We start from the raw sequence: 26,863 nt of genomic DNA, 5'->3' as shown, positions 1-26,863 counted from the left end.
TCGGGGAGACCGCACCGATGCTCGCACCGAACCGAAACCACGCCGTGCCGGTGGTCGAGGCCCTGTCGGCCCACAAGACCTACGGCAACGGCACGCAGGCGCTGGCGCCCACCGACTTCACGCTGATGCCCGGCGAGTTCGTCTCGCTGATCGGCCCGTCGGGCTGCGGCAAGAGCACGCTGCTCAAGCTCGTGGCCGGGCTGCTGTCGCCCACCGACGGCCGCCTGCGCTGGTGGCGGGGCGGTGCCGAGACACTCGACGAACCGGGCCGACGCCTCGCGTTCGTGTTCCAGGAGGCCACCTTGATGCCGTGGGCGCGGGTGGCCGAGAACGTGCGGCTGCCGCTCGACCTGCACCACGTGCCGCGGGCCGAGGGCGATGCGCGCGTGGCTGCGGCCCTCGCGCGCGTGGGCCTCTCGCGGTACGCGCGGCACTTCCCACGCGAGCTGTCCGGGGGCATGCAGATGCGCGTGTCGATCGCGCGGGCCCTCGTCACCGAACCCGACCTGCTGCTGATGGACGAACCGTTCGGGGCCCTCGACGAGATCACGCGCAACCGGCTCGACGACGACCTGCGCCGGCTCTGGTCCGAACGCGGCCTCACGGCGCTGTTCGTCACGCACTCGGTGTACGAGGCGGCGTTCCTGTCGACCCGCGTGGTCGTGATGGCGGCGCGCCCGGGCCGGGTCTTCAAGGAGATCTCCATCGACCACGACGGACCGCGCGACGCGCAGTTCCGCGCGTCGCCCGCGTTCGCCGAGATCTGCCGCACGCTGTCGGACGCGCTGCTGCAGGCGAGCCTCGCGAGCGGGCCGGACCAGTTCGAGACCGAAGCGGAGGTGCAGCCATGACCGCGACCGTCCGCACCCCCTGGGTGCAGTCCGAACGGTTCCTGCAGGTGGTGATCCCGCTGGCCGTGGGGCTGGTGCTGCTCGGTGCGTGGGAAGCGGCGTGCCGCGCCTGGGACGTGCCCGAGTTCCTGGTGCCCACGCCCACGCGCATCGCCGCCACGCTGGCGGCCGACTTCGGCATGCTGATGGGCTCGCTGTGGGTGACGCTGAAGATCACCTTCCTCGCCTTCGCGCTCGCGACCGTCGTGGGCACGCTCATCGCGTTCGCCTTCGCGCAGAGCCGTTGGATCGAGCTCAGCTTCTTCCCGTACGCCGTGCTGCTGCAGGTGACGCCGGTGGCCGCCGTGGCGCCGCTCATCATCATCTGGTGCAAGGACACCACCCTCGCACTGACGCTGTGCGCGGCCATCGTCGCGCTGTTCCCGATCATCGCGAACACCACGCTCGGGCTGCGCAGCGTGTCGCCCGGCCTCGCGTCCCTGTTCCGCATGCAGCGCAGCTCGCGCTGGCAGACGCTGCGGCGGCTGCAGATCCCGAGCGCCCTGCCGTACTGGTTCGCGGGGCTGCGCATCTCGTGCGGGCTCGCGCTGATCGGCGCGGTGGTGGCCGAGTTCGTGGCCGGCACGGGCGGGCAGGGCGCGGGCCTCGCGTACCAGATCCTGCAGGCCGGTTTCCAGATCAACATCCCCCGGCTGTTCGCCGCGCTCGCGCTCATCAGCGCGACCGGCGTGCTGCTGTTCTGGGGCATGCTCGCGGCGACCCGGCTGGCGCTCGGCTCGTGGCACGAGAGCATGGCGAAGCAGGAGCGCTGACATGGCCGGCCGATTCCTCATCCAGGGCGCGCTGACGCGTGCCGGCGTGACCGACGTGCGCGTCGAGTCCGGCGTGATCACCGCGGTCGGTCCTGCGCTCGGTGCGACGGACGGCGAGACCGTCGTCGACGCCCGCGGCGCCGTGCTGATGCCCGGTTTCATCAACACGCACCACCACCTGTTCCAGTCGGTGCTCAAGGGTGTGCCGGCGGGGCTGGCCGTGCCGCTGATGCCGTGGCTCGAGGCGGTGCCGTACACCTACGGCCCGCGCATCGACGAGGAGGCGCTGACGGTGGCCGCGACGCTCGGCCTCGCGGAGCTGCTGCTGTCGGGCTGCACCACGGTGGCCGACCACCACTACCTCTTCGGCGCGTCGCTCGGCTACGACCCGGCACCGATCCTGTTCGCCGCGGCCGAGTCGCTCGGCCTGCGCTTCGTGCTGCTGCGCGGCGGCGCGACGAAGACACGCGCCTTCGCGGGCCCCGACGACAAGCCGCTGCCGCACGAGCCGCTCGACGCGATGCTGCGCGGCGTGCAGGACACGGTGCACCGCTTCCACGACCCGTCGCCGTCGGCGATGCGCAAGGTGGTGATGGCGCCCACCACGCCGTTCTACTCGACCACGCCGGACGAGCTGCGCGAACTCGCGCGGGCCGCGCGGGCGATGGGCATCGGCCTGCACTCGCACCTGTCGGAGACCGACGACTACGTGCGTTTCGCCGCCGAACGTTTCGGCATGCGGCCGGTGCACTGGTGCGCCGAACACGAGTGGATCGGCCCCGACGTGTCGTTCGCCCACATGGTGCACCTCGACGCGAGCGAGATCGCGCTGTGCGGCAGCACGCGCACCGGCATCGCCCACTGTCCGCAGAGCAACGGGCGCCTGGGCAGCGGCGTCGCGCCGGTGCAGGCGCTGCACGAGGCCGGGGCCATCGTGGGCATCGGGGTGGACGGAGCCGCGTCGAACGAGGCGGCCGACATGGTCAGCGAGCTGCACGCGGCCTGGCTGATCCACCGCGCCGCGAAGGGCGCGGGTGCGATGGACACCGACCAGCTCGTGCAGTGGGCCACCTCGGGCGGCGCCCGCCTGTTCGGCCTGGGCGACGTGGGCGAGATCGCCCCGGGCCGGCAGGCCGACCTGGTGCTGTACGGCCTCGACCACCCGCGGTACGCCGGCAACCACGACCCGGTGTCGGCGCCCATCACGGCCGCCGGCGCGCCGCTGCTGCGCCACGTGTGGGTGGCGGGCCGCGAGGTCGTGCGCGACGGCGCCATCCCCGGCTTCGACCTGCCGGCGTGGCTCGCGCGTGCGGACGCCGTGGTGCGCCGCCTGCGGCGCGATGCCTGACCCTCCCTGTTTTTTCCAAACGATTTCAAAGACGATGCTGACGACCCGACAACCCATTCTTCGCCGCTTCTGGTACGCCGTGATGCCGCTTTCGCAGCTGGCCGACGGTCCCCGGCCCTTCACGCTGCTCGGCGAGAAGATCGTGCTGTTCCTCGACGAGGCCGGCAAGCCCGCCGCGCTGAAGGACCGCTGCTGCCACCGCACCGCCCAGCTCTCGAAGGGCTGGTGCGAGGGCGGCAAGGTCGTGTGCGGCTACCACGGCTGGACCTACGACCGCACCGGCCAGGTGGTGCGCATCCCGCAGTACCCCGCGGAGAAGGCCATCCCGTGCGACTACAAGACGACGGCGTACCACTGCGAGGGCCGCTACGGCTACGCCTGGGTCGCCCTCGAGGACCCGCTCGAACCCATCCCGCCCATCCCCGAGTTCGACGACCCGGCGTACCGCTGCATCTTCCAGTTCTACGAGACCTGGGCCACGAGCGGGCTGCGCTTCATGGAGAACTCGTTCGACAACTCGCACTTCTCGTTCGTGCACAAGAACACCTTCGGCGTGGCCGCGCAACCGAAGCCCAGCAAGTACTTCATCGAGGAAACGCCGAACGGCTTCTACGCCGAGACGACCATCGACGCGCTCAACCCGCCCGCCTTCCACCGGGTCAGCGGCCTGACCGACCCGGCGACCACGCGCCACATGCGCAACGAATGGTTCCGCCCGTTCGCGCGCCGGCTCGACATCGAATACCCGAGCGGCATCCGCCACATCATCATCAACAGCCTGGCGCCCATCGACGACGGCCACATCCAGATCACCCAATGGTTGTTCCGGAACGACACCGAGGCCGACTGCCCGGCGCAGCTGCTGATCGACTTCGACTACGAGATCACGCGGGAAGACAAGCACATCATCGAATCGACCGATCCGGACGCGTTGGTGGACACCCGCCGCCGCGGCGTGGAGTTCTCGATGGAGTCCGACCGTCCGGGGATGATCATGCGCAAACAGTTGATGGAACTGCTGGCCGCCCACGGGGAGCAGGAGGTGCACCGCGGGTCCGCGTGAATCGGTCACGGCCATGTCCGACCGGAAACAATCCGGAAGCATCCGCGTGACCTGATGCCCGAACAATGCGGGGGGAAACCCGAGGCGCCGCAACAACTGCAAACCCTCGGGAAGCCCCATCTCGGGTACAAAGGCGGGCTTGTCCGGGTGAGTCCGGGAAGCGACGTGATGGCGCGGGCCAGCAAGGAATCGAGACGATGACGACAACCAGGGGATGGCGCCGTTGGGCCATCGCAGGCGCGGCGCTGGGACTGGCCTGCACGGCCATGGCAGCCGAACAGATGCCCGCACGGCGCACCGTGCCCACCGCTCCCGCGGATGAAGCCCGGGTGATCGTGAAGTTCCGGGCCTCGTCCGAAACCGTGCGCGCCGCCCCGCTCGACGCCGTGCGCACGGCGGCCCGGGCCGAGTCCATGCTGCAGGCCCGGGCCGAGGCACTGGGCGGACGCACCGGGGCCCGGCTGTCGGCCGGGCGCGCCATCTCCGACCGCGCGCAGGTCGTCACCGCCTCCGGCCTCGACAGCCACGCCCTCGCGCGCAAGCTGCGCGCCGACGCCGACGTGGAATACGCCGAGGTCGACCAGCTGCGCACCTGGCTGGCCGTCCCGAACGACCCGCTGTACGGTCCCGCAGCCGGCACCAGCCCGGCCTCGGGCCAGTGGTACCTCAAGGCGCCCGTGGCGCCGGTGCTGGCCTCCATCAACGCGCCGGGTGCGTGGGACATCACCACCGGCAAGACGGGCATCGTCGTCGCCGTGCTCGACACGGGCATCCGCAAGGACCACCCCGACCTCGCCGGCCAGCTGCTGAGCGGCTACGACATGGTGCTCGACACCACCATCGCGAACGACGGCAGCGGCCGCGACGATGATCCGTCCGACCCGGGCGACTACATCACGGCGGCCGACGCCCGCACGACCAAGTTCTCCGGCTGCACGGTCTCGGACAGCTCCTGGCACGGCACGCAGGTGGCCGGCCTCGTGGGCGCCGCCTGGAACAACGGCATCGGCATGGCCGGCCTCGCGCCGGGCGTGAAGGTGCTGCCGGTGCGGGTGCTCGGCAAGTGCGGCGGCTACGACTCCGACATCGTGGCCGGCATGCGCTGGGCCGCGGGCCTGACGGTGGCGGGCGTGCCCGCGAATGCCAACCCGGCCCGCGTGCTCAACATGAGCCTCGGCGGCGACGGCGCCTGCACCAGCGTGTATTCGGACGCGGTGAACGAGGTGACCAATGCCGGGGCGGTCGTGGTGGTGGCCGCGGGCAACAGCTCCGGCCACGCGGTGAGCGTGCCGGCCAACTGCACGGGCGTCGTGGCCGTCGCCGGCCTGCGCCACATCGGCACGAAGGTGGGCTTCTCCGACGTCGGGCCCGAGGTGACGATCTCCGCGCCCGGTGGCAACTGCGTCAACGAGACCGGCAGCTGCCTGTACCCCATCCTGAGCACCACGAACGCGGGCAAGACCACGCCCGTCGCCAACTCCGCGGCCTACACCGACGGCACCAACTACGCGGTGGGCACCAGCTTCTCGGCGCCCCTCGTGTCCGGCACGGTGGCCCTGATGCTGTCGGCCGACGCCTCGCTGACGCCGGCGCAGGTCAAGACCGTGCTGCGTTCCACGGCACGCGCGTTCCCCTCCACCGGCGCCGGCGCGGGCGTGGCCGCCTGCCACGCACCCAACGGCGTCGACCAGGTCGAGTGCTACTGCACCACCAGCACGTGCGGCGCCGGCATGCTCGACGTCGCGGCGGCGGTGCAGAAGGCCGGCCACATCTCTCCGTCCGGCAACGTGGAGGCGGTGGTCACCGCCTCTCCGGCCCGCCCCGATCCGGGCAACGTCGTCACGCTGTCGATGGCCGATACGCTGTTCGGGCTGAACCGCGGCTTCGCCTCGGCCTCGTGGTCGATCGTCAGCGGCGGCGACATCGTCCAGGGCTTCGAGGATGGCAACACCGGCCCGAGCGTGACGGTCAAGCCGTCGGGCAACGGCACGTTCACCGTCCGGGTGAACGTCGTGGACGACCAGGGCGGCTTCGACACGGCGGACCTGACGGTGGTGGTGGACGAGTTGTCGGTCACGGTGTCGCCGGTCACCTCGTCGCTGAAGGTGGGCGAAACCGCCACGATCGCGGTGGACGAACTGACGACGGCGCCGGACCGGAAGGTCACCTACGTCTGGTCCATCGTGCAGGGAAACGGGCTGGCCTCGCTCAGCGGGATGGAGACGGACAGCGCCATCACCGTCGTGGCCAAGGCGGCGGGCACGGTCAAGGTGCGGGTCACGGTCACGAACGACCTCGGCAAGCAGGTGGCGGCGGACTGGACCGGCACCATCTCCGCGGCCACGCCCGTCGGCACGTCATCGACGGACAGCGGGTCGGGTGGCGGCGGCGGGGCGATGTCTCTGTTCGAGTTGCTCTGCGGCGTGGTGCTGCTGGTCGTGCTGAAGCGGGCCCGGCGTCGCCGCGCCTGAGCGGCTTCAGGCGGCCGCGGCGCCGAACGTGATGCGGTAGCAGCGTTCGTCGCGGCCGCGGGCCACCTCGGAGAACGAGGCGCCGTGGATCGCCACCACCTTCTCCACCACGCGGTGGCCGAGGCCCAGGCCCAGGCGTGACACGCCGGCGGCATCCGGCGCGTCCCCGTCGTGGCGCGTGCGGTTGATGACCTGCAGCCAGCGGCCCGCTTCGTCCACCTGCAACTCGATCAGCGTGTCCGGCGGGGCGTGGGCGAGGGCGTTTTCCACGAGGTTGCGCAGCGCCAGCTCGAGCAGCAGTTCGTGCCCGACCACCGTGAGCGAGGCCGAGCCCGACAGGGCCAGCTCCTGCCGGCCGTCGATGGCGGTCTGCACGTGGTCGGCCAGCACGCGTGCGGCCATCGGCACCACGTCGAAGGCGACGGCCTTCTCGGCCAGTTCCGCGTGGCTGGCGCGTGCGAGCGTCAGCAGGTGCTGCAGCACCTGGCCGGCCCGCAGCGCGTCGTGGGCCACGCGGGCCTGGGCGTGGCGGCGGTCCTCGTCCGACAGCGCGCCGTCGAGGGCCTGCGCATGCAGCGCGATGGAGGCGAGCGGCGTGCGCAGTTCGTGGGCGAGCTCCCCGGCGAGCTGGCGCTCGCGGGCCATGGCCGCCTGGTAACGCACGGTCAGCGCGTTGATCGAATCGACGACCGCGCGGAACTCCTCGTGGCGGTGGTCGGCGCGCAGGGCTTCGCCCGAGCGGACGTCCAGCCGCGCGACGTCGTTCGACAGCTGCCCGAGCGGGCGCAGCCCGCGGCGGATCGCGAAACCGAGCGCGAGCGCGATGACGGGCAGCAGCCAGAAGCCCGGCTCGGCGACCTGTCCGGCGATGTCCCACGCCAGGTCGTCGCGTTCGTCGATGGCCAGCATCACCATCACGCGGCGGCGGTGTTCGGGGGAATCCCAGCGCGCGAACGTGCGCCACGGCTCGGAGGGCTGGCCGAGGTCGAGGGTGGCGAAGCCCTCTCCGGTGTCGAACGGGGGTACGGGGGCGTCGCCGACACGGCTCAGCACGCGGCCCTCGTGGTCCCACACCACGACACTCATCGACTGCTGGTAGTCGTGGCGCTTGAGGTCTTCCGCCGGCGCGGAGGCGTCGCGCGCGGCCACGAACTCGATGCCGCGCTGGCTGAGCAGCAGCGAGGCGGTGCTGGCGAGGTGGCCGTCGGTGAGTTCGTCGGCCTCGTGGACGCCGGTGCGCAGGCCGATGGCGACGAAGCCGAGCCACACGACGGCGAGGGCGCCGAGCACCCAGGCGAGCAGGTGGCGCAGCAGGGTGCGTTGGGTCATGTCAGGGGGCGGGGTCGTCCGCGGGAACGAAGTAGCCGACGCCGCGCATCGTGCGGATCACCGTGTCGCCGAGCTTGCGGCGCAGGTGGTGCACGTGCACCTCGATGGCGTTGCTGTCGAGCAGCTGGTCGAAGTTGTAGAGCCGCGCCTCGATCTGGGCGCGGGACAGCACGCGCGGCCGCACCTCGACCAGTGCGAGCAGCACGGCGAACTCGCGCGCGGAAAGATCCACCGGCGCGCCGGCACGGCGCACCACGCGGGCCGCGGTGTCGATCTCGAGGTCGCCGGCCTGCAGCAGCGATTGCGCGCGGCCGTGCGCGCGCCGGCGCAGCGCGCGGATGCGGGCCGCGAGTTCACCCGCGTCGAATGGCTTGACCACGTAGTCGTCGGCGCCCATGTCGAGCCCCGCGATGCGCGAGGCGACCTGGTCGCGGGCGGTCATGATCAGCACGGGGGTGGCCGGGTCGGGCTGGCCGCCTGCCGGTGCGGCGCGCAGGCGGCGCAGCAGTTCGGTGCCGTCGGCGTCGGGCAGGCCGAGGTCGAGCAGCACGAGGTCGAACGTCTCGGCCCGCAGCGCGGTCCAGCCGGCCGCGACACTGCCCGCCACGTCGACGGCGGCGCCATGCTGCCGCAGCGTGGCCCGCAGGCCGTCGGCAATGCCTTCATCGTCTTCCACCACGAGGACGCGCATGCGGTCATTGTGCCCCGGGATCGCTTAAGGATGGCTTAAGCCGCGGCCTGGATCGTGCGGCCCCATGAGTGAAGTGATCTCGAAAGCGCCGGTTTCGTGGCGCGTGCCGGCGGCCACGGCGGCCATGCTGGCGGTGGTTCTGGCCTGGGATGCCTCCGGGCTCGACATGGCGGCCGCGTCGCTGTTCGGCAGCCGCCACGGGTTCCCGTGGCGCGACCACTGGGTGCTCGCCGACCTGTTGCACGAAGGGGGCCGCCTGGCCTCGTGGCTGGTGGCGGTGGTGCTGTGCATCGGCGTGTGGTGGCCGTTCGGCGTGCTGCGCCGGATTTCCCTGTCGCGGCGCTTGCAGCTGGTGGTGAGCGCCTTCGTGGCGGCCACCGTGGTCTCGCTCGTGAAGTCGAGCAGCGCCACGAGCTGCCCTTGGGACATGCAGGACTTCGGTGGTGTCGCCCACCTCGTGCCCCACTGGCGCGGCTGGAGTGTCACCGACGGTGGCAGTGGCCACTGCTTCCCGGCGGGGCATGCCTCGTCCGGCTTCTCGTTCCTGGGCGGCTGGTTCGTCTTCCGGGCCTGGCCACGGGTGGCGCAGCTGTGGCTCGCCGCGGCGGCCGGCGCCGGCCTGCTGTTCGGCCTCGCGCAGCAGATGCGCGGGGCTCACTTCATGAGCCACACGCTGTGGACCGGCTGGCTCTGCTGGGTGGTGGCCTGGGGTGTCGATGCCGCTTGGCCGGAGGTGCGGGCATGAACACCCTCGTCCTCGGGTGGCGGCGCGCCCGCCGCTTCGCACCCGTGACCCGGGGCCTCGCGCCCGACCGGCCGGCGTTCCTGATCGCCGTCGTGTGCCTGTGGCTCGCCACGGTGGGCAACGTCGCGCTGTGGCACGGGCTGTTCGAACGCTCCCTGCTGCGAGGCTTCGGCGGCTGGATCCTGGTGGCCGGCCTCGGCGTCGGCATCGCCGGGCTGATGGCCCTCCTGTCGAGCCTCCTCGCGTGGCGCTGGACGCTCAAGCCGGTGCTCGTGCTGTGGCTGCTGGTGTCGGCGGGCTGCACGCACTTCATGCTGTCGTACGGCATGGTGATGGACCCCTCGATGCTGGTCAACGTGCTGCAGACCGACCCGCACGAGGCGGCCGACCTGATGAGTGGGCGCCTGCTGCTCAACCTGCTGCTGCTCGGGGTGCTGCCGGCGGTGTGGGTGGTGCGCCGGCCGGTGTCCTACGGGCGCTGGACCGGGCGCCTGAAAGGCAACCTGCAGACGGCCGTGCTGTCGCTCGTGATCACCGTGGTGGCGCTGTTCGCGTGCTTCCAGCCGCTGGCCTCCACCGTGCGCAACCACCACGAGGTGCGGTACCTCGTGAACCCGCTCAACGTCGTCTACGCGCTCGGCAAGGTGGCCTTCTCCGGCCCGGCCCACGCGCGCGGACTGGCGCCCATCGGCGAGGACGCGGCCATCGCCGCCCCGTTCGGCCCGGCCCATCCGCCGCTGCTGGTGCTGGTGCTCGGCGAGACCGGTCGAGTCGGCAACTTCGGCGTCAACGGCTACGAGCGCGACACGACACCGGAGCTCGCCCGGCAGGACATCGTCAGCTTCCGCAACGTGTGGTCGTGCGGCACGAGCACGGCGGCGTCGGTGCCGTGCATGTTCTCGCGGCTGGGCCGCGAGAGATTCCTCGACCGGGACCACGACGAGGAAGGCCTGCTCGACGTGCTGCAGCGGGCCGGCTACGGCGTGCTGTGGCTCGACAACCAGGGCGGCTGCAAGGGCGTGTGCGACCGCGTTCCCAACGCCGCCACCTGCGCCGACGGCGAGTGCCTCGACGCCGCGCTGCTCGAGGGGCTGGACGCCCGCCTCGCCGCGCTGCCGGCCGAGCGGCGCGCCCGCGGCGTGGTGCTCGTGCTGCACCAGATCGGCAGCCACGGGCCGGCCTACTACCGCCGTTCGTCTCCGGAGACCAAGCGGTTCCTGCCCGAGTGCACGCAGAACGAACTCCAGTCCTGCTCGCGCGCGGAACTGGTCAACGCCTACGACAACAGCATCGCGTACACCGACCACCTGCTCGGCGCCACCATCGGCTGGCTGAAGCAGAAAGAGGTGAACTGGCGTCCCGCGATGATGTACGTGGCCGACCACGGGGAGTCGCTCGGCGAGAACAACCTGTACCTGCACGGCTTGCCGTACGCGGTGGCACCCGACGTGCAGAAGCGCGTGCCGTGGATCACGTGGATGTCGCCGGGCTTCGTGCACGACACGGGCCTCGGGGTCACCTGCCTGCGGTCACGCGCCGAGGAGCGTCTGTCGCACGACCACTACTTCCACTCGGTGCTGGGCCTGATGGGGGTCAGCACGTCGGTGTATGACGCGGCGCGCGACGTGTATGCGCCGTGTCGCGCTGGCGGCGTGAAGGCCGCTCAGGTCTCGGCGATCAGCTGATCGATGAGGGTGTGCAGCGCCGCGAAGTCGGGCTCGCCGACGTAGCGCTTGACGATCTCGCCGCGCTTGTTGATCAGCACGGTGGTGGGCGTGAGCTGCACGTCGCCGAACTGGCGCGCCATCTCGCCGAGGTTGTCGATCACGACCGTGAACGGGAGTTCGCGGGACTTGGCGAAGTTCACCACGTAGGCCGGCGGGTCGTACGACATGGCGACGGCCAGCGTGTCGAAGGCCGCGCCGCGGTATTTGTTGTGCGTGGCGACGATCTGCGGCATCTCCTTCACGCACGTGGTGCAGCTCGTGGCCCAGAAGTTGACTAGCACGACCTTGCCCTTGAGGTCGGCGGTGCGGGCCGGGCTGCCGTCGAGCCGGGTGTAGGCGACGTCCGGGGCCAGGGTCTTCGTGCCGAGCGAGACGTAAGCCAGTGCCGCTGCCGCGGTGACCGCCACGGCGCCGAGGACGATGGCAAGATGACGGATCGATTTCATGTCGGAAGGCAGTTCATGCAGCGCAGAAAGTTTACGTCAGCGACCCTGTTGGCCTTGGGCGCGGGGCCTTGGGGCCTCGCCGGAGCCGCGTCGCCGTTCAGCGAGACCGACGCGGCCGCCGGCGTGCGGGCCGCACTGGAACGCGGCGCGCTGGCGGCCGTGGGCCTGCTCGGGCGCACCGATGGATTCCTCGGCAACCCGAAAGTTCGCATCCCGCTGCCGGGCTACCTGAACGATGCCGCGTCGCTGCTGCGCGCGGCGGGCCAGGGGCAGCGCGTGGATGCGCTGGTCACCGCGATGAACCGCGCGGCCGAGGCCGCGGTGCCCGAGGCGAAGTCGGTGCTGGTGTCCACCGTGAAGAACCTGAGCGTGGAGGATGCGAAACGCCTGGTGACCGGCGGCGACAACTCGGTCACCCTGTTCTTCGCCGAGAAGACCCGCCAGCCCCTCGGCGAGAAGTTCCTGCCCATCGTGACCCGGGCCACCGAACGGGTGGCGCTGGCGGAGAAGTACAACGCGGTGGCGGGCAAGGCCGCGGCGTTCGGTCTCGTGCGCCAGGAGGACGCCAACGTGCAGCAGTACGTGACGTCGAAGGCCCTCGACGGGCTGTACCTGATGATCGGCGAGGAGGAGCGGAAGATCCGCCAGGACCCGATCGGCACCGGCAGCGCGATCCTGCGCAAGGTGTTCGGCGGGCGCTGAACCCGCGCGGTCAGGTGGCCGCCGCCTTCGACAGTTCGAACATCAGGGCGGAGGGGAGCGACGCCGTGATGGCGTCGCGCCCCACGCGGGCCATGTTCAGGCCGCCGAAGCCCGAGATCTCGAAGGTGTTGCCTTCCTCGATGATCTCGATGAACACCACGTCGGCGACGGCCTCGATGCACTCCTGGCGCAGGGCGTTGAAGCGGTCGCCGCGCAGCACCGATTCGATCACGATGGCGTGTGGCACGCCGCTGCGGCAGAAGTCGCGGGCTTCCTCCACCGACCCCACGAAGTCGACGATCAGTCCCATGCTGCGGATGGCGTCGCGCACCTGCACCCGCACGTCGCGCCGCGACGCGACCACGAGCACCTGGCTGCCGGCGAGCGGCTTGGAGCTGAGCGAGGGCGAGAAGCCCTGGTCGAGCTCGATGGCGCTGACGCCCTCGATCTGGTCGTTGACGGTGCGCGGGAACTCGAGCGTCAGCACGGCGTTGGCGCCATCGAACTTGCGGTCGAGGGGCAGGCCCATGGCCCAGGCGGTCTGCTCGAGCAGGCGCCAGGTCATGGTGTCGAGCGAGGCGCGCAGGGCCAGGTCGGCGGGCTCCTCGATGCGTTCGTCGGCGGGGCGGTAGGCGAACCGGCAGGTGACGCGGGCGTGGGTGGGCCAGCTCTTGATGTCGGTGCGGAACTCGATGTTCGAGCGGGCGTGGGCCAGCGACCAGGCCAGCACCGCGTTGAAGAGGCTGAACAGCAGCGAGGCGTCGACGATGACCTCGGCCGGCTTCAGCACCTGCTTGATCACGATGCCGCGGGCCTGGGTTTCGCGGGTGCGCTGGGCGAGCACTTCCTTCAGGGCATCGGTGAGGCGCAGGCGCTCGTGGGTCTGGCGCACCCGGCCCGACGCGAGGCGGGTGAGCTGCTGGCCGGTCATGCCGGCTTGGCGGGCGTGCTGGATCTCTTCGGCGAGCGCCCGCAGGCTGGCGCGGTCGATGCGGCCGGTGGTGGCGAGCGTCTGCACACGCTCGAGCGCGGCCGTCAGCGGGCCGGACGTCTCGGCGCTCAGGGCGTTCAGGATCTCGGCCCAGCGCAGCGCGTCGGGGCTGCCCTTGTCGTCGGTGTTCGGCGGGGGCGTGGCGGTGCCGGTGTTGGCGGGGGCTCGGTTCAGGTCGCTCAGGTCCATGGCAGGTTCCCATCCTCGGAATGCATGGCAGTTGGCGAAAATCACCAAAACTGTCGTTCCACGACAAGAAGTGTCACTTACCTTTCGGCACTTGTGACATCTTGTCGGGACCAAAACCCCGGACTGGGGGGGCGGGGACCCCCCTAACTCATATAGAGGGAGGCCGCCCGGAGCGTCACAACACGCCTTTGTCCCGCAGTGCCCCGATGTCCTCGGGGCTCCAGCCGAGTTCCTCCAGCACCTCGCCGGTGTGTTCGCCGAGCAGCGGCGGCGGCCGGCGGTACTGCACCGGGGTGCCGGAGAGCTTCATCGGGCTGGCGACGAGGCGAAGTGCGTCGCTCTCGGGGTGAGGCATGGGCACGGTCATGTTCCGTGCCTGCACGTGCGGGTCGGCGAACACCTCCTCGAGGTTGTTGATGGCGCCGCAGGGCACCTTCGCTGCCTCGAGCGCGGCGAGCCAGTCCGCCTTCGTGCGGGTGCGCAGGATCTCCGTCAGCAGCGGCACCAGCACGGCGCGGTTGCGGACGCGGTCGGCGTTGCGGGCGAACCGCGGGTCGGCGGCGAACTGCGGGACGCCCGCGATCTCGCAGAACTTGGCGAACTGGCCGTCGTTGCCGACGGCGAGGATCAGGTGGCCGTCGGACGTCTCGAACACCTGGTAGGGGACGATGTTCTGGTGGGCGTTGCCGGCGCGGCGCGGCGGGGTTCCGGTGGCGAGGTAGTTGGCGCCCAGGTTGGCGAGCATCGCCACCTGGGTGTCGAGCAGGGCCATGTCGACGTGCTGGCCTTCTCCCGTGGCGTCGCGGTGGCGCAGCGCGGCGAGGATCGCGACGGTGGCGTACATGCCCGTGAACAGGTCGGCCACGGCCACGCCCACCTTCTGCGGGCCGCCGCCGGGCAGGTCGTCGCGTTCGCCCGTCACGCTCATCAGGCCGCCGATGCCCTGGATGGCGTAGTCGTAGCCTGCGCGCTCGCGGTAGGGGCCGGTCTGGCCGAAGCCCGTGATGGAGCAGTAGACGAGGCCGGGCTGGGCGGCGCGCAACGTGGCGGCGTCGAGGCCGTAGCGGGCCATGTCGCCGACCTTGAAGTTCTCGATGAACACGTCGCACTGGGCAACCAGCCGACGGATGAGCGCCTGGCCCTCGGGGTGGGCGATGTCGACGGTGATCGAGCGCTTGTTGCGGTTCGTGCCGAGGAAATACGCGGCCTCGGCGGTGTCCTGCCCGTCGCGGCCCTTCAGGAACGGCGGGCCCCAGCCGCGCGTGTCGTCGCCGCCGGCGCCATCGCGCATCGGGCGTTCCACCTTGATCACGTCGGCGCCGAGGTCGGCCAGGTTCTGCGTGCACCAGGGGCCGGCCAGCACCCGGGACAGGTCGAGGACGCGCACGCCGGCGAGCGGCTGGGCCGGGGCGGAGGAGGGCGGGTGCGAGGAAGTCATCCGCCGATTGTGCGGCAGGGCTGCGGGGATAATGCACCCATGTCTGAATGCCGGATGGGGCCCGCGAGGCGGGTGGTGTGGATCGTTCTGCTGGCTGCGGCGGGCTGCTCGCCCACGTACGACTGGCGCGAGGCGCGGCCGGCGGGCACCGGTGCGCTGGCGATGTTCCCCTGCAAGCCGAAGGCCGAGACCCGGTCCGTCACGCTCCTGGGCGATGCGGCCCCGATGACGATGGTGGCCTGCGAAACCGGTGGCGCCACGTTCGGACTGGCCATGGTCGAGCTGAGCGACGCCTCGCGGTCGCCGGCGGCGGTGGCCGCCCTGCGCGACGCGCAGGCCGGGAATTTCGCCGCCGAAGCGAAGGTGGCGAAGTCCGTGGCCATCCCTGGCGCGGACGCCAGGCCCGACATGCTGCGCTACCGGCTGGAGGGACGCCTGCCCGACGGGGAGGCGGTGAGCCAGCACCTCGTCTACTTCGCCCGGGGCGCCCGGGTGTACCAGGCCGCGGTGCTCGCCCGCAACGCGCCGGCCGAGGTCGTGGACACGTTCTTCGAGGGAATCCGCCTGCTTCCGTGACGGGTTGCCGTGGGCACGTGTCAGCCATTCCCCACGGAACGGCGTTGTGCGGGTGCCCCTGTTGTCTAATGGGGGGTGTCGACGCCGGGCGAAAGGAGCTTGTGTGGAGCAATCGAGTTTGAGCGCATGGCCCGGAACCCCCGATAATTTCGAGCCATGCCGGGTCTGTTGATCATCGCTCACGCGCCCATGGCCTCGTCGCTCAAGACGGTGGCCGAGCATGCGTTTCCCGATTGTGCCGCGCGGCTCGCCGTGCTCGACGTCCCGCCGGACATGCCCGCCGAGGAGATCGAGGCGAAGGCCCGCACGCTGCTGGCCCAGATCCGCTCTCCCGACGCGCTGGTGTTCACCGACGTGTTCGGTGCCACCCCGTGCAACGTGGCGCAGCGGCTCGCCGACGGCGAACACGTCAAGGTGATCGCGGGGGTCAACGTGCCCATGCTGTGGCGCTCGCTCTGTTATGCCAATGAACCGCTCGACGCGCTGGTGGCCCGTGCGGTCTCCGGCGCCACGCAAGGCGTGATGCAGGTGGCCGTGTCACGTCCGCAGAACCAAGCTTTCAAACCGGGTGCCAATGATCAAGTCCACCATCACCATCAGCAATAAGCTGGGCCTGCACGCGCGGGCCTCCGCGAAACTCACCAAACTGGCGGGTTCGTTCCAGAGCGACGTCTTCATGACGCGCGGCGAACGGCGCATCAATGCGAAGAGCATCATGGGGGTGATGATGTTGGCCGCCGGGCTCGGCGCCGAGGTCGAACTCGAGACGGCCGGGCCGGACGAGCAGGCGGCGATGGATGCGCTGCGCAAGCTCGTCGACGACAAGTTCGGCGAAGCCGAGTGAGTTCGGCCTGCCGCGGGAGGCGCTGACGCGCCGTCCCGCGAGACCCCTTGCGGGGGTCAGGCGCCCAGGAAGTGCTTCCGGTAGCGCGCGGGCAGGTCGCCGATGCGCATCAGCATGGGCAGGTCCGCCGTGTTGAAGTCGGGATCCCAGGCCGGCGGGCCCAGCACCTTGGCGCCGCAGCGCAGGTAGCCCTTGATCAGCGCGGGTGCCTCGATGGGCAGGTCGCGCTGAAGCTCTTCCACCGGCAGCGGCAGGCGCGGCTGCACCTGAAGCTCGATGGGGGCCAGGTGGTTCTTGCGCAGCTGCTCCCACAGGCTGGCGGCCACGTGACCGCCGTCGCGCATGCTGACGCTGGCGCAGCCGATCATCGTGTCGAGGTGGTTGCGCACCATGAACTCGGCCAGCGCGCCCCACAGCGCCAGGATGGCGCCGCCGGAGCGGTGGTCGGGGTGCACGCACGAGCGGCCCAGTTCCACCATCGTCGAACGCAGGTGGCGCAGGCGGGTCAGGTCGAACTCGGTTTCGCTGTAGAGGCCGCCCACGCGCTTGGCGGCGTCCGGGGTCAGCACGCGGTACGTCCCGATGACACGGCCCGGCTCGCCGTCGGCGCGCGTTTCGCGGACCAGCAGGTGCTCGCAGTACGGGTCGAACATGTCGATGTCGTGACCGGCGGGGCTGCCATGCGGCACGCTGAGCCGGGCGCCCATCTCCTGGGCGAAGACGAGGTGCCTCAGCTGCTGCGCTTCCCGAACGTCAGCTTCGTGGCGAGCCCAAACCACTTCGAGATGCGGGGCGCCGGTGCGGGAGCCTTCGGCCGTCGGGGAGCGGCGGTGAAGCGACCTCCGGGAAGAGTCGCCCAGCAGATCGGAAATCGGCATCGTGGGCAGGGGCAGATCCCTCATACGTCTTTCTCCTGTAGATGTCGGGATGGTCAGCCGGGCCGATGACGCAGCCATGAACCCGGCATGACGAGGCCATGACAGGGGTGCACCAAGGGGAAAAAGGGGCTGACCCTGATGCGACGCTCGTGGCGCCGCTGCTACGATGGGCCATGAGCTTTCAGGTCTTCGGTTTGCCCGTTTCCCGCGGCGTGGCCATCGGCCGTGCGGTGCTGGTGGCATCCAGCCGCATCGACGTGGCTCACTACTTCATCGACGAGGCCGACGCGGAGCAGGAAATCGAACGCCTGCGAGCGGCGCGCGACGCCGTTTCCGACGAACTGAGCACGCTGCAGCGCGACCTGCCGGCCGACGCGCCGCCCGAGCTGTCGGCGCTGCTCGACGTCCACATGATGCTGCTGCGCGACGACGCGCTGATCGTGGCCACGAAACAATGGGTCCGGGAACGGCACTACAACGCCGAGTGGGCGCTGTCGGCGCAGCTCGAGGTGCTGGCGCGCCAGTTCGACGAAATGGAGGACGACTACCTCCGCGAGCGCAAGGCCGACCTGGAGCAAGTCGTCGAGCGGTTGCTGCGTGCCATGGGCCGCGGGCCGTCCACCAGCTATGCGCCGGCGCCCGGGGTGAGCCCGCGCGACTTCGCCGGCGAGGATCCGCTGGTGCTGGTCGCCAACGACATCGCACCGGCCGACATGCTCCAGTTCAAGCGCAGCGTCTTCACCGGCTTCGTCACCGACGTGGGGGGCAAGACGTCCCACACCGCCATCGTCGCCCGCAGCATGGACATCCCCGCCGTGGTGGGCGCCCGCGAGGCCAGCCACCTGATCCGCCAGGACGACTGGGTGGTCATCGACGGCGATTCCGGCGTGGTCGTGGTCGACCCGTCGCCCATCGTGCTGGAGGAATACCGCTTCCGGCAGCGCCAGAGCGGGCTGGAGCGCGACCGGCTGTCGCGCCTGCGGCACACCCCGGCGGTCACGCTCGACGGCGAGCGGGTCGAGCTCCAGGCCAATATCGAGCTGCCGGTCGACGCGCCGGCGGCGCTGGAGGCGGGGGCGGTCGGGGTGGGGCTGTTCCGCAGCGAGTTCCTCTTCATGAACCGTGGGGGCGAGCTGCCAGGCGAAGAAGAGCAGTTCGAGGCCTACCGGGACGCGGTCGAGGCGATGAAGGGGCTGCCGGTCACCATCCGCACCGTCGACATCGGGGCCGACAAGCCGCTCGACCGGCTGTCCGTCCACGAACTGCGCCATGAATACACGATGAACCCGGCGCTCGGGCTGCGGGCCATCCGGTGGAGCCTGTCCGAGCCGAACATGTTCCGCCAGCAGCTGCGGGCAATCCTCCGGGCCGCCGCGCTGGGGAAGGTGCGCCTGCTGATTCCCATGGTGGCGCACCTGGGTGAGGTCCGCCAGGTGCTGGACGCGCTGGCCCGGGCCAAGCAGCAACTGCACGAGGCGGGCAAGCCCCACGGCGACGTGGAGGTGGGCGCCATGATCGAGGTGCCCGCGGCGGCACTGATGCTGCCCACGCTGCTGAAGCACTTCGACTTCGTTTCCATCGGCACGAACGACCTGATCCAGTACACCCTGGCCATCGACCGGGCCGACGAGGCGGTCTCCCATCTATATGACCCCTGGCATCCGGCGGTGCTGTCCCTGATCGCCCGCGCCATCGCCGACGCCCGCTCGGCCGGGAAACACGTGGGGGTCTGTGGCGAGATGGCGGGCGATCCCGCATTCACCGACCTGCTGCTGGCCATGGGCCTGCGCAGTTTCTCGATGCACCCTTCGCGCATCGCCTCCATCAAGCAGCGCATCCTCCGCGCCGACACGCGCTTGCTGTTCCCGCACCTTGACGAAGTGCTCAGCAGCGACGACCCCGAAGCGGCGAGCGAGCGGCTCTTCAACAGGAAGCAGCAGCAAGCCGCCGAGTGAGTCCTTGATCGGGACATTCACGATTGTGTGACGAGGGTGTTGCAGACGCCGAATTTCGTGCTACAGTCATGGACTTCGCTGAACGCAGCGCAGATCCGGCAGACGCCGATCAGCACTGAAAACAGCAAGAAAAACAAACAGAGCGATCTGTTGACAGTCTCGAAAAAAGAATGCCATAATCGCTCTCTCTGCTGAACGCGACAAAACGCAAACAGCAGAACGAAATCGGAAACGATTTCAACAGCTCTTTAAAAATTAACAGCCGATAAGTGTGGGCGTTTGAAGGCGAGTGCCAAGAGTCTCTGACTCGAGGTCTCATGGACCTTAAACGCTCATGGAAGTGAAGTTCACTTCAATTCTTTGAGCAAAATTATCAAGATCGAACTGAAGAGTTTGATCCTGGCTCAGATTGAACGCTGGCGGCATGCCTTACACATGCAAGTCGAACGGCAGCACGGGAGCAATCCTGGTGGCGAGTGGCGAACGGGTGAGTAATATATCGGAACGTGCCCAGTAGTGGGGGATAGCCCGGCGAAAGCCGGATTAATACCGCATACGACCTACGGGTGAAAGCGGGGGATCGCAAGACCTCGCGCTATTGGAGCGGCCGATATCAGATTAGCTAGTTGGTGGGGTAAAGGCCTACCAAGGCGACGATCTGTAGCTGGTCTGAGAGGACGACCAGCCACACTGGGACTGAGACACGGCCCAGACTCCTACGGGAGGCAGCAGTGGGGAATTTTGGACAATGGGCGCAAGCCTGATCCAGCCATGCCGCGTGTGGGAAGAAGGCCTTCGGGTTGTAAACCACTTTTGTCAGGGAAGAAACGGCTCTTACTAATATTAGGAGCTAATGACGGTACCTGAAGAATAAGCACCGGCTAACTACGTGCCAGCAGCCGCGGTAATACGTAGGGTGCAAGCGTTAATCGGAATTACTGGGCGTAAAGCGTGCGCAGGCGGCTATGCAAGACAGATGTGAAATCCCCGGGCTCAACCTGGGAACTGCATTTGTGACTGCATGGCTAGAGTACGGTAGAGGGGGATGGAATTCCGCGTGTAGCAGTGAAATGCGTAGATATGCGGAGGAACACCGATGGCGAAGGCAATCCCCTGGACCTGTACTGACGCTCATGCACGAAAGCGTGGGGAGCAAACAGGATTAGATACCCTGGTAGTCCACGCCCTAAACGATGTCAACTGGTTGTTGGACGGCTTGCTGTTCAGTAACGAAGCTAACGCGTGAAGTTGACCGCCTGGGGAGTACGGCCGCAAGGTTGAAACTCAAAGGAATTGACGGGGACCCGCACAAGCGGTGGATGATGTGGTTTAATTCGATGCAACGCGAAAAACCTTACCTACCCTTGACATGCCAGGAACTTACCAGAGATGGTTTGGTGCTCGAAAGAGAACCTGGACACAGGTGCTGCATGGCCGTCGTCAGCTCGTGTCGTGAGATGTTGGGTTAAGTCCCGCAACGAGCGCAACCCTTATCATTAGTTGCTACGCAAGGGCACTCTAATGAGACTGCCGGTGACAAACCGGAGGAAGGTGGGGATGACGTCAGGTCATCATGGCCCTTATGGGTAGGGCTACACACGTCATACAATGGCCGGTACAGAGGGCTGCCAACCCGCGAGGGGGAGCTAATCTCAGAAAACCGGTCGTAGTCCGGATCGTAGTCTGCAACTCGACTGCGTGAAGTCGGAATCGCTAGTAATCGCGGATCAGCTTGCCGCGGTGAATACGTTCCCGGGTCTTGTACACACCGCCCGTCACACCATGGGAGCGGGTTCTGCCAGAAGTAGTTAGCCTAACCGCAAGGAGGGCGATTACCACGGCAGGGTTCGTGACTGGGGTGAAGTCGTAACAAGGTAGCCGTATCGGAAGGTGCGGCTGGATCACCTCCTTTCTGGAAATTGCACTCAAATTCTTGCGCCCACGCTTATCGGCTGTGATTCACAACAGTGTGAAATGTGAGCCGGCAACGCAACCTGGCGCTGGTCAGGCCCTTGGCGCTTCACTAGAAGAATGCAGGGTCTGTAGCTCAGTCGGTTAGAGCACCGTCTTGATAAGGCGGGGGTCGTTGGTTCGAATCCAACCAGACCCACCAATGTTCAATTGGGGGATTAGCTCAGCTGGGAGAGCACCTGCTTTGCAAGCAGGGGGTCGTCGGTTCGATCCCGTCATCCTCCACCATTCTCACCACGATAGAAATTCGTCGTTGACTCAAGTGCCTGCAGGGCGTTTGAGTCAGCGATTCGAAAGAATCGGCTGTTGTTCTTTAACAATTCGTAGAGTCAAATCAGAAGATCGTCGGCGGAAAGCTTCCTCCTGGAAGCACCGTGCCGTCGGCGAATCGTTTTTGATTGCGTCAACAACAATTCAACTCGAAAGAGTTTGAATCGGCATAACGCGAATTACTCAATAAACAGTCCTTGACGATGTCACAACAGCGTGGCGTCAAAGTTATAGGGTCAAGTGACTAAGTGCATGTGGTGGATGCCTTGGCGATTACAGGCGATGAAGGACGTGATAGCCTGCGATAAGCTTCGGGGAGCTGGCAAATTAGCTTTGATCCGGAGATTTCCGAATGGGGAAACCCACCCGCAAGGGTATCGCATACTGAATACATAGGTATGCGAGGCGAACCGAGTGAACTGAAACATCTCAGTAGCTCGAGGAAAAGACATCAACCGAGATTCCGAAAGTAGTGGCGAGCGAAATCGGAAGAGCCTGCACGTTTTAGCACTCCTGATATCAGAACGGAATGGAAAGTCCGGCCATAGTGGGTGATAGCCCCGTATGAAAAATCTAGAGTGTGGAACTAGGCGTGCGACAAGTAGGGCGGGACACGTGTAATCCTGTCTGAATATGGGGGGACCATCCTCCAAGGCTAAATACTCGTAATCGACCGATAGTGAACTAGTACCGTGAGGGAAAGGCGAAAAGAACCCCGGGAGGGGAGTGAAATAGATCCTGAAACCGCATGCATACAAACAGTCGGAGCCTGGAAACGGGTGACGGCGTACCTTTTGTATAATGGGTCAGCGACTTACATTCAGTGGCAAGGTTAACCGAATAGGGAAGCCGTAGAGAAATCGAGTCCGAATAGGGCGTTCAGTCGCTGGGTGTAGACCCGAAACCAAGTGATCTATCCATGGCCAGGATGAAGGTGCCGTAACAGGTACTGGAGGTCCGAACCGACTAGTGTTGCAAAACTAGCGGATGAGCTGTGGATAGGGGTGAAAGGCTAAACAAACTTGGAAATAGCTGGTTCTCTCCGAAAACTATTTAGGTAGTGCCTCAAGTATTACCATCGGGGGTAGAGCACTGTTATGGCTAGGGGGTCATGGCGACTTACCAAACCATTGCAAACTCCGAATACCGATGAGTACAGCTTGGGAGACAGTGCACCGGGTGCTAACGTCCGGACACAAGAGGGAAACAACCCAGACCGCCAGCTAAGGTCCCCAAAATTGGCTAAGTGGGAAACGAAGTGGGAAGGCTAAAACAGTCAGGATGTTGGCTTAGAAGCAGCCATCATTTAAAGAAAGCGTAATAGCTCACTGATCGAGTCGTCCTGCGCGGAAGATGTAACGGGGCTAAGCCAGTTACCGAAGCTGCGGATGCACAGCAATGTGCGTGGTAGGAGAGCGTTCTGTAGGCCTGTGAAGGTGGCTTGTGAAGGCTGCTGGAGGTATCAGAAGTGCGAATGCTGACATGAGTAGCGTTAAAGGGGGTGAAAAGCCCCCTCGCCGAAAGCGCAAGGTTTCCTACGCAACGTTCATCGGCGTAGGGTGAGTCGGCCCCTAAGGCGAGGCAGAGATGCGTAGCTGATGGGAAACAGGTCAATATTCCTGTACCGATATGTAGTGCGATGTGGGGACGGAGAAGGTTAACTCAGCCGGGTGTTGGATGTCCCGGTTCAAGCGTGTAGTCGTGCCCCTTAGGCAAATCCGGGGGGATTAGATGAGGCGTGATAACGAGGCGGCTTGCCGCTGAAGTGAGTGATACCCTGCTTCCAGGAAAAGCCACTAAGCTCCAGCTACATACGACCGTACCGCAAACCGACACTGGTGCGCGAGATGAGTATTCTAAGGCGCTTGAGAGAACTCTGGAGAAGGAACTCGGCAAATTGACACCGTAACTTCGGAAGAAGGTGTGCCTTTAGTAGGTGAACCATTTACTTGGGGAGCCCAATAAGGCCGCAGAGAATCGGTGGCTGCAACTGTTTATTAAAAACACAGCACTCTGCAAAGACGAAAGTCGACGTATAGGGTGTGACTCCTGCCCGGTGCTGGAAGATTAAATGATGGGGTGCAAGCTCTTGACTGAAGTCCCAGTAAACGGCGGCCGTAACTATAACGGTCCTAAGGTAGCGAAATTCCTTGTCGGGTAAGTTCCGACCTGCACGAATGGAGTAATGATGGCCACACTGTCTCCTCCAGAGACTCAGCGAAGTTGAAATGTTTGTGATGATGCAATCTCCCCGCGGAAAGACGGAAAGACCCCATGAACCTTTACTGTAGCTTTACATTGGACTTTGAACAGATCTGTGTAGGATAGGTGGGAGGCTTTGAAGCGGTGCCGCTAGGTGTCGTGGAGCCAACGTTGAAATACCACCCTGGTGTGTTTGAGGTTCTAACCTTGGCCCGTTATCCGGGTTGGGGACAGTGTATGGTGGGCAGTTTGACTGGGGCGGTCTCCTCCCAAAGCGTAACGGAGGAGTTCGAAGGTACGCTAGGCACGGTCGGAAATCGTGCTGATAGTGCATAGGCATAAGCGTGCTTGACTGCGAGACTGACAAGTCGAGCAGGTACGAAAGTAGGACTAAGTGATCCGGTGGTTCTGTATGGAAGGGCCATCGCTCAACGGATAAAAGGTACTCTGGGGATAACAGGCTGATACCGCCCAAGAGTTCATATCGACGGCGGTGTTTGGCACCTCGATGTCGGCTCATCTCATCCTGGGGCTGTAGCCGGTCCCAAGGGTATGGCTGTTCGCCATTTAAAGAGGTACGTGAGCTGGGTTTAAAACGTCGTGAGACAGTTTGGTCCCTATCTTCCGTGGGCGCTGCAAGATTGAGAGAGCCTGCTCCTAGTACGAGAGGACCGGAGTGGACGCACCTCTGGTGTATCGGTTGTCACGCCAGTGGCATTGCCGAGTAGCTAAGTGCGGAAGAGATAACCGCTGAAAGCATCTAAGCGGGAAACTCGTCTCAAGATAAGTCTTGCCGGGGCCTTGAGCCCCCTGAAGAGTCGTTCGAGACCAGGACGTTGATAGGCTGGGTGTGGAAGCGCAGTAATGCGTTAAGCTAACCAGTACTAATTGCTCGTGAGGCTTGACCCTATAACTTTGATGGATCCACAGCGATCGTCAAAGATTGAGTGCTTCGGTGCTTGCCACCGTCGCCACGTTATGCCATAATCGTTGGCTTGGCGTAATCAAGAACACTTCTGATTGCAGCAGAGAGAGCGAAAGCCACTCTGCAGACTCTACGAATTGGCTGCCCTGGCCACAGGCCACGGCAGCGAACGGTTAAGCCTGATGACCATAGCGAGGTGGTCCCACTCCTTCCCATCCCGAACAGGACAGTGAAACGCCTCAGCGCCGATGATAGTGCGGATTCCCGTGTGAAAGTAGGACATCGTCAGGCTATTAATTGCAAAGCCCTCGTCACGGCGTGACGAGGGCTTTTGCTTCCAACCTTATTGCACCAGGACGTGCCATAAGGTTGTAGGCAAAGCAGCGAAAGCTGCCCTGCAATGCTCTTTAAAAATTAACAGCCGATAAGTGTGGGCGTTTGAAGGCGAGTGCCAAGAGTCTCTGACTCGAGGTCTCATGGACCTTAAACGCTCATGGAAGTGAAGTTCACTTCAATTCTTTGAGCAAAATTATCAAGATCGAACTGAAGAGTTTGATCCTGGCTCAGATTGAACGCTGGCGGCATGCCTTACACATGCAAGTCGAACGGCAGCACGGGAGCAATCCTGGTGGCGAGTGGCGAACGGGTGAGTAATATATCGGAACGTGCCCAGTAGTGGGGGATAGCCCGGCGAAAGCCGGATTAATACCGCATACGACCTACGGGTGAAAGCGGGGGATCGCAAGACCTCGCGCTATTGGAGCGGCCGATATCAGATTAGCTAGTTGGTGGGGTAAAGGCCTACCAAGGCGACGATCTGTAGCTGGTCTGAGAGGACGACCAGCCACACTGGGACTGAGACACGGCCCAGACTCCTACGGGAGGCAGCAGTGGGGAATTTTGGACAATGGGCGCAAGCCTGATCCAGCCATGCCGCGTGTGGGAAGAAGGCCTTCGGGTTGTAAACCACTTTTGTCAGGGAAGAAACGGCTCTTACTAATATTAGGAGCTAATGACGGTACCTGAAGAATAAGCACCGGCTAACTACGTGCCAGCAGCCGCGGTAATACGTAGGGTGCAAGCGTTAATCGGAATTACTGGGCGTAAAGCGTGCGCAGGCGGCTATGCAAGACAGATGTGAAATCCCCGGGCTCAACCTGGGAACTGCATTTGTGACTGCATGGCTAGAGTACGGTAGAGGGGGATGGAATTCCGCGTGTAGCAGTGAAATGCGTAGATATGCGGAGGAACACCGATGGCGAAGGCAATCCCCTGGACCTGTACTGACGCTCATGCACGAAAGCGTGGGGAGCAAACAGGATTAGATACCCTGGTAGTCCACGCCCTAAACGATGTCAACTGGTTGTTGGACGGCTTGCTGTTCAGTAACGAAGCTAACGCGTGAAGTTGACCGCCTGGGGAGTACGGCCGCAAGGTTGAAACTCAAAGGAATTGACGGGGACCCGCACAAGCGGTGGATGATGTGGTTTAATTCGATGCAACGCGAAAAACCTTACCTACCCTTGACATGCCAGGAACTTACCAGAGATGGTTTGGTGCTCGAAAGAGAACCTGGACACAGGTGCTGCATGGCCGTCGTCAGCTCGTGTCGTGAGATGTTGGGTTAAGTCCCGCAACGAGCGCAACCCTTATCATTAGTTGCTACGCAAGGGCACTCTAATGAGACTGCCGGTGACAAACCGGAGGAAGGTGGGGATGACGTCAGGTCATCATGGCCCTTATGGGTAGGGCTACACACGTCATACAATGGCCGGTACAGAGGGCTGCCAACCCGCGAGGGGGAGCTAATCTCAGAAAACCGGTCGTAGTCCGGATCGTAGTCTGCAACTCGACTGCGTGAAGTCGGAATCGCTAGTAATCGCGGATCAGCTTGCCGCGGTGAATACGTTCCCGGGTCTTGTACACACCGCCCGTCACACCATGGGAGCGGGTTCTGCCAGAAGTAGTTAGCCTAACCGCAAGGAGGGCGATTACCACGGCAGGGTTCGTGACTGGGGTGAAGTCGTAACAAGGTAGCCGTATCGGAAGGTGCGGCTGGATCACCTCCTTTCTGGAAATTGCACTCAAATTCTTGCGCCCACGCTTATCGGCTGTGATTCACAACAGTGTGAAATGTGAGCCGGCAACGCAACCTGGCGCTGGTCAGGCCCTTGGCGCTTCACTAGAAGAATGCAGGGTCTGTAGCTCAGTCGGTTAGAGCACCGTCTTGATAAGGCGGGGGTCGTTGGTTCGAATCCAACCAGACCCACCAATGTTCAATTGGGGGATTAGCTCAGCTGGGAGAGCACCTGCTTTGCAAGCAGGGGGTCGTCGGTTCGATCCCGTCATCCTCCACCATTCTCACCACGATAGAAATTCGTCGTTGACTCAAGTGCCTGCAGGGCGTTTGAGTCAGCGATTCGAAAGAATCGGCTGTTG

Annotated in this window: 18 protein-coding genes, 4 tRNA genes and 4 rRNA genes; 20 read left to right on the top strand and 6 right to left on the bottom strand. The window is 65.6% G+C overall.

Annotated features, from left to right (window positions below; genetic code table 11):
• Nucleotides 1–17 precede the first annotated feature (17 nt).
• The 5 genes from A4W93_RS26205 to A4W93_RS26185 all read left to right on the top strand — a co-directional run bounded on the left by A4W93_RS26205 (nucleotide 18) and on the right by A4W93_RS26185 (nucleotide 6,545).
• Nucleotides 18–851 (top strand): ABC transporter ATP-binding protein, encoded by an 834-nt coding sequence (locus tag A4W93_RS26205; RefSeq protein ID WP_085753406.1) that lies wholly within the window; start codon nucleotides 18–20, stop codon nucleotides 849–851.
• Nucleotides 848–1,663, top strand: coding sequence for an ABC transporter permease (locus tag A4W93_RS26200; RefSeq protein WP_085753405.1), 816 nt, complete (start codon nucleotides 848–850; stop codon nucleotides 1,661–1,663). The genes A4W93_RS26205 and A4W93_RS26200 overlap by 4 nt, the downstream gene beginning before the upstream one ends.
• A gap of 1 nt (nucleotide 1,664) precedes the next feature.
• The gene (locus A4W93_RS26195) at nucleotides 1,665–3,011 is read left to right on the top strand and encodes an amidohydrolase family protein (protein ID WP_085753404.1); all 1,347 of its coding nucleotides are present in this window, start codon (nucleotides 1,665–1,667) and stop codon (nucleotides 3,009–3,011) included.
• 34 nt (nucleotides 3,012–3,045) lie between these two features.
• Nucleotides 3,046–4,074, top strand: coding sequence for an aromatic ring-hydroxylating dioxygenase subunit alpha (locus tag A4W93_RS26190; RefSeq protein ID WP_085753403.1), 1,029 nt, complete (start codon nucleotides 3,046–3,048; stop codon nucleotides 4,072–4,074).
• 197 nt (nucleotides 4,075–4,271) lie between these two features.
• Nucleotides 4,272–6,545: a S8 family serine peptidase gene (locus A4W93_RS26185; protein WP_085753402.1), complete on the top strand. Its 2,274-nt coding sequence runs from the start codon at nucleotides 4,272–4,274 to the stop codon at nucleotides 6,543–6,545.
• A gap of 6 nt (nucleotides 6,546–6,551) precedes the next feature.
• Here the strand turns inward: A4W93_RS26185 and A4W93_RS26180 are convergent, their stop codons facing one another.
• Entirely contained in the window at nucleotides 6,552–7,874 is a 1,323-nt protein-coding gene (locus tag A4W93_RS26180) for a histidine kinase dimerization/phospho-acceptor domain-containing protein (RefSeq protein ID WP_085753401.1), read from the bottom strand.
• A 1-nt stretch (nucleotide 7,875) separates the two neighbouring features.
• On the bottom strand, nucleotides 7,876–8,565 hold the full coding sequence (locus A4W93_RS26175; RefSeq protein WP_085753400.1) for a response regulator transcription factor: 690 nt from the start codon (nucleotides 8,563–8,565) through the stop codon (nucleotides 7,876–7,878).
• A gap of 64 nt (nucleotides 8,566–8,629) precedes the next feature.
• Between A4W93_RS26175 and A4W93_RS26170 the strand changes: the two genes are divergently transcribed.
• Together A4W93_RS26170 and A4W93_RS26165 are read left to right on the top strand one after the other, a co-directional pair.
• Nucleotides 8,630–9,310 carry a phosphatase PAP2 family protein gene (locus A4W93_RS26170; RefSeq protein ID WP_099959995.1) on the top strand — a complete coding sequence of 227 codons (681 nt, stop codon included), beginning with the start codon at nucleotides 8,630–8,632 and terminating at the stop codon, nucleotides 9,308–9,310.
• Entirely contained in the window at nucleotides 9,307–10,995 is a 1,689-nt protein-coding gene (locus A4W93_RS26165) for a phosphoethanolamine transferase (RefSeq protein ID WP_085753399.1), read from the top strand. Before A4W93_RS26170 ends, A4W93_RS26165 begins: the two co-directional genes overlap by 4 nt.
• On the opposite strand, the gene A4W93_RS26160 is transcribed toward A4W93_RS26165, so the two are convergent.
• On the bottom strand, nucleotides 10,974–11,483 hold the full coding sequence (locus A4W93_RS26160; RefSeq protein WP_085753398.1) for a TlpA family protein disulfide reductase: 510 nt from the start codon (nucleotides 11,481–11,483) through the stop codon (nucleotides 10,974–10,976). The genes A4W93_RS26165 and A4W93_RS26160 overlap by 22 nt on opposite strands.
• A gap of 15 nt (nucleotides 11,484–11,498) precedes the next feature.
• Here A4W93_RS26160 and A4W93_RS26155 point away from each other — a divergent pair, with 15 nt between their 5' ends.
• Nucleotides 11,499–12,185, top strand: coding sequence for a DUF4197 domain-containing protein (locus A4W93_RS26155; RefSeq protein ID WP_085753397.1), 687 nt, complete (start codon nucleotides 11,499–11,501; stop codon nucleotides 12,183–12,185).
• A 10-nt stretch (nucleotides 12,186–12,195) separates the two neighbouring features.
• Here A4W93_RS26155 and A4W93_RS26150 read toward each other — a convergent pair whose 3' ends face one another.
• Both A4W93_RS26150 and A4W93_RS30250 read right to left on the bottom strand, forming a co-directional pair.
• A complete protein-coding gene (locus A4W93_RS26150; protein ID WP_085753396.1) occupies nucleotides 12,196–13,365 on the bottom strand; it encodes a hypothetical protein in 1,170 nt (389 codons plus the stop codon).
• Nucleotides 13,366–13,540: 175 nt separating this feature from the next.
• On the bottom strand, nucleotides 13,541–14,803 hold the full coding sequence (locus A4W93_RS30250; RefSeq protein WP_085753395.1) for a CaiB/BaiF CoA transferase family protein: 1,263 nt from the start codon (nucleotides 14,801–14,803) through the stop codon (nucleotides 13,541–13,543).
• Between the two features lie 75 nt (nucleotides 14,804–14,878).
• Between A4W93_RS30250 and A4W93_RS30245 the strand changes: the two genes are divergently transcribed.
• From A4W93_RS30245 to A4W93_RS26130, 3 genes are all read left to right on the top strand, one after another.
• The gene (locus A4W93_RS30245; RefSeq protein WP_179951338.1) at nucleotides 14,879–15,379 is read left to right on the top strand and encodes a hypothetical protein; all 501 of its coding nucleotides are present in this window, start codon (nucleotides 14,879–14,881) and stop codon (nucleotides 15,377–15,379) included.
• A 156-nt stretch (nucleotides 15,380–15,535) separates the two neighbouring features.
• Entirely contained in the window at nucleotides 15,536–15,985 is a 450-nt protein-coding gene (locus A4W93_RS26135; RefSeq protein ID WP_085753393.1) for a PTS sugar transporter subunit IIA, read from the top strand.
• Complete coding sequence (locus A4W93_RS26130; RefSeq protein ID WP_085753392.1) at nucleotides 15,954–16,223, top strand: HPr family phosphocarrier protein; 270 nt, start codon at nucleotides 15,954–15,956, stop codon at nucleotides 16,221–16,223. The genes A4W93_RS26135 and A4W93_RS26130 overlap by 32 nt, the downstream gene beginning before the upstream one ends.
• A gap of 56 nt (nucleotides 16,224–16,279) precedes the next feature.
• On the opposite strand, the gene A4W93_RS26125 is transcribed toward A4W93_RS26130, so the two are convergent.
• Nucleotides 16,280–17,125: a GNAT family N-acetyltransferase gene (locus A4W93_RS26125; RefSeq protein WP_085753391.1), complete on the bottom strand. Its 846-nt coding sequence runs from the start codon at nucleotides 17,123–17,125 to the stop codon at nucleotides 16,280–16,282.
• A 149-nt stretch (nucleotides 17,126–17,274) separates the two neighbouring features.
• Here A4W93_RS26125 and ptsP point away from each other — a divergent pair, with 149 nt between their 5' ends.
• The 9 genes from ptsP to A4W93_RS26080 all read left to right on the top strand — a co-directional run bounded on the left by ptsP (nucleotide 17,275) and on the right by A4W93_RS26080 (nucleotide 26,782).
• Nucleotides 17,275–19,056: a phosphoenolpyruvate--protein phosphotransferase gene (gene ptsP, locus A4W93_RS26120; protein WP_085753390.1), complete on the top strand. Its 1,782-nt coding sequence runs from the start codon at nucleotides 17,275–17,277 to the stop codon at nucleotides 19,054–19,056.
• 381 nt (nucleotides 19,057–19,437) lie between these two features.
• Nucleotides 19,438–20,968: ribosomal RNA gene (locus A4W93_RS26115) — 16S ribosomal RNA — on the top strand.
• Nucleotides 20,969–21,092: 124 nt separating this feature from the next.
• Nucleotides 21,093–21,169, top strand: a tRNA-Ile gene (locus A4W93_RS26110).
• A 10-nt stretch (nucleotides 21,170–21,179) separates the two neighbouring features.
• Nucleotides 21,180–21,255: transfer RNA gene (locus A4W93_RS26105), tRNA-Ala, on the top strand.
• Between the two features lie 276 nt (nucleotides 21,256–21,531).
• Nucleotides 21,532–24,408: ribosomal RNA gene (locus A4W93_RS26100) — 23S ribosomal RNA — on the top strand.
• Between the two features lie 194 nt (nucleotides 24,409–24,602).
• Nucleotides 24,603–24,715 (top strand): 5S ribosomal RNA (gene rrf, locus A4W93_RS26095).
• A gap of 249 nt (nucleotides 24,716–24,964) precedes the next feature.
• Nucleotides 24,965–26,495: ribosomal RNA gene (locus A4W93_RS26090) — 16S ribosomal RNA — on the top strand.
• Together the 16S, 23S and 5S rRNA genes with 4 tRNA genes alongside form the textbook arrangement of a ribosomal RNA operon.
• A gap of 124 nt (nucleotides 26,496–26,619) precedes the next feature.
• Nucleotides 26,620–26,696, top strand: a tRNA-Ile gene (locus A4W93_RS26085).
• A gap of 10 nt (nucleotides 26,697–26,706) precedes the next feature.
• A tRNA-Ala gene (locus A4W93_RS26080) sits at nucleotides 26,707–26,782 on the top strand.
• Nucleotides 26,783–26,863: the final 81 nt, after the last annotated feature.

The sequence above is a fragment of the Piscinibacter gummiphilus genome, from assembly GCF_002116905.1.
Lineage (GTDB): Bacteria > Pseudomonadota > Gammaproteobacteria > Burkholderiales > Burkholderiaceae_C > Rhizobacter > Rhizobacter gummiphilus.
The sequence above is the reverse complement of the archived record's forward strand: the minus strand, read 5'-3'. Positions and strand labels throughout refer to the sequence as shown.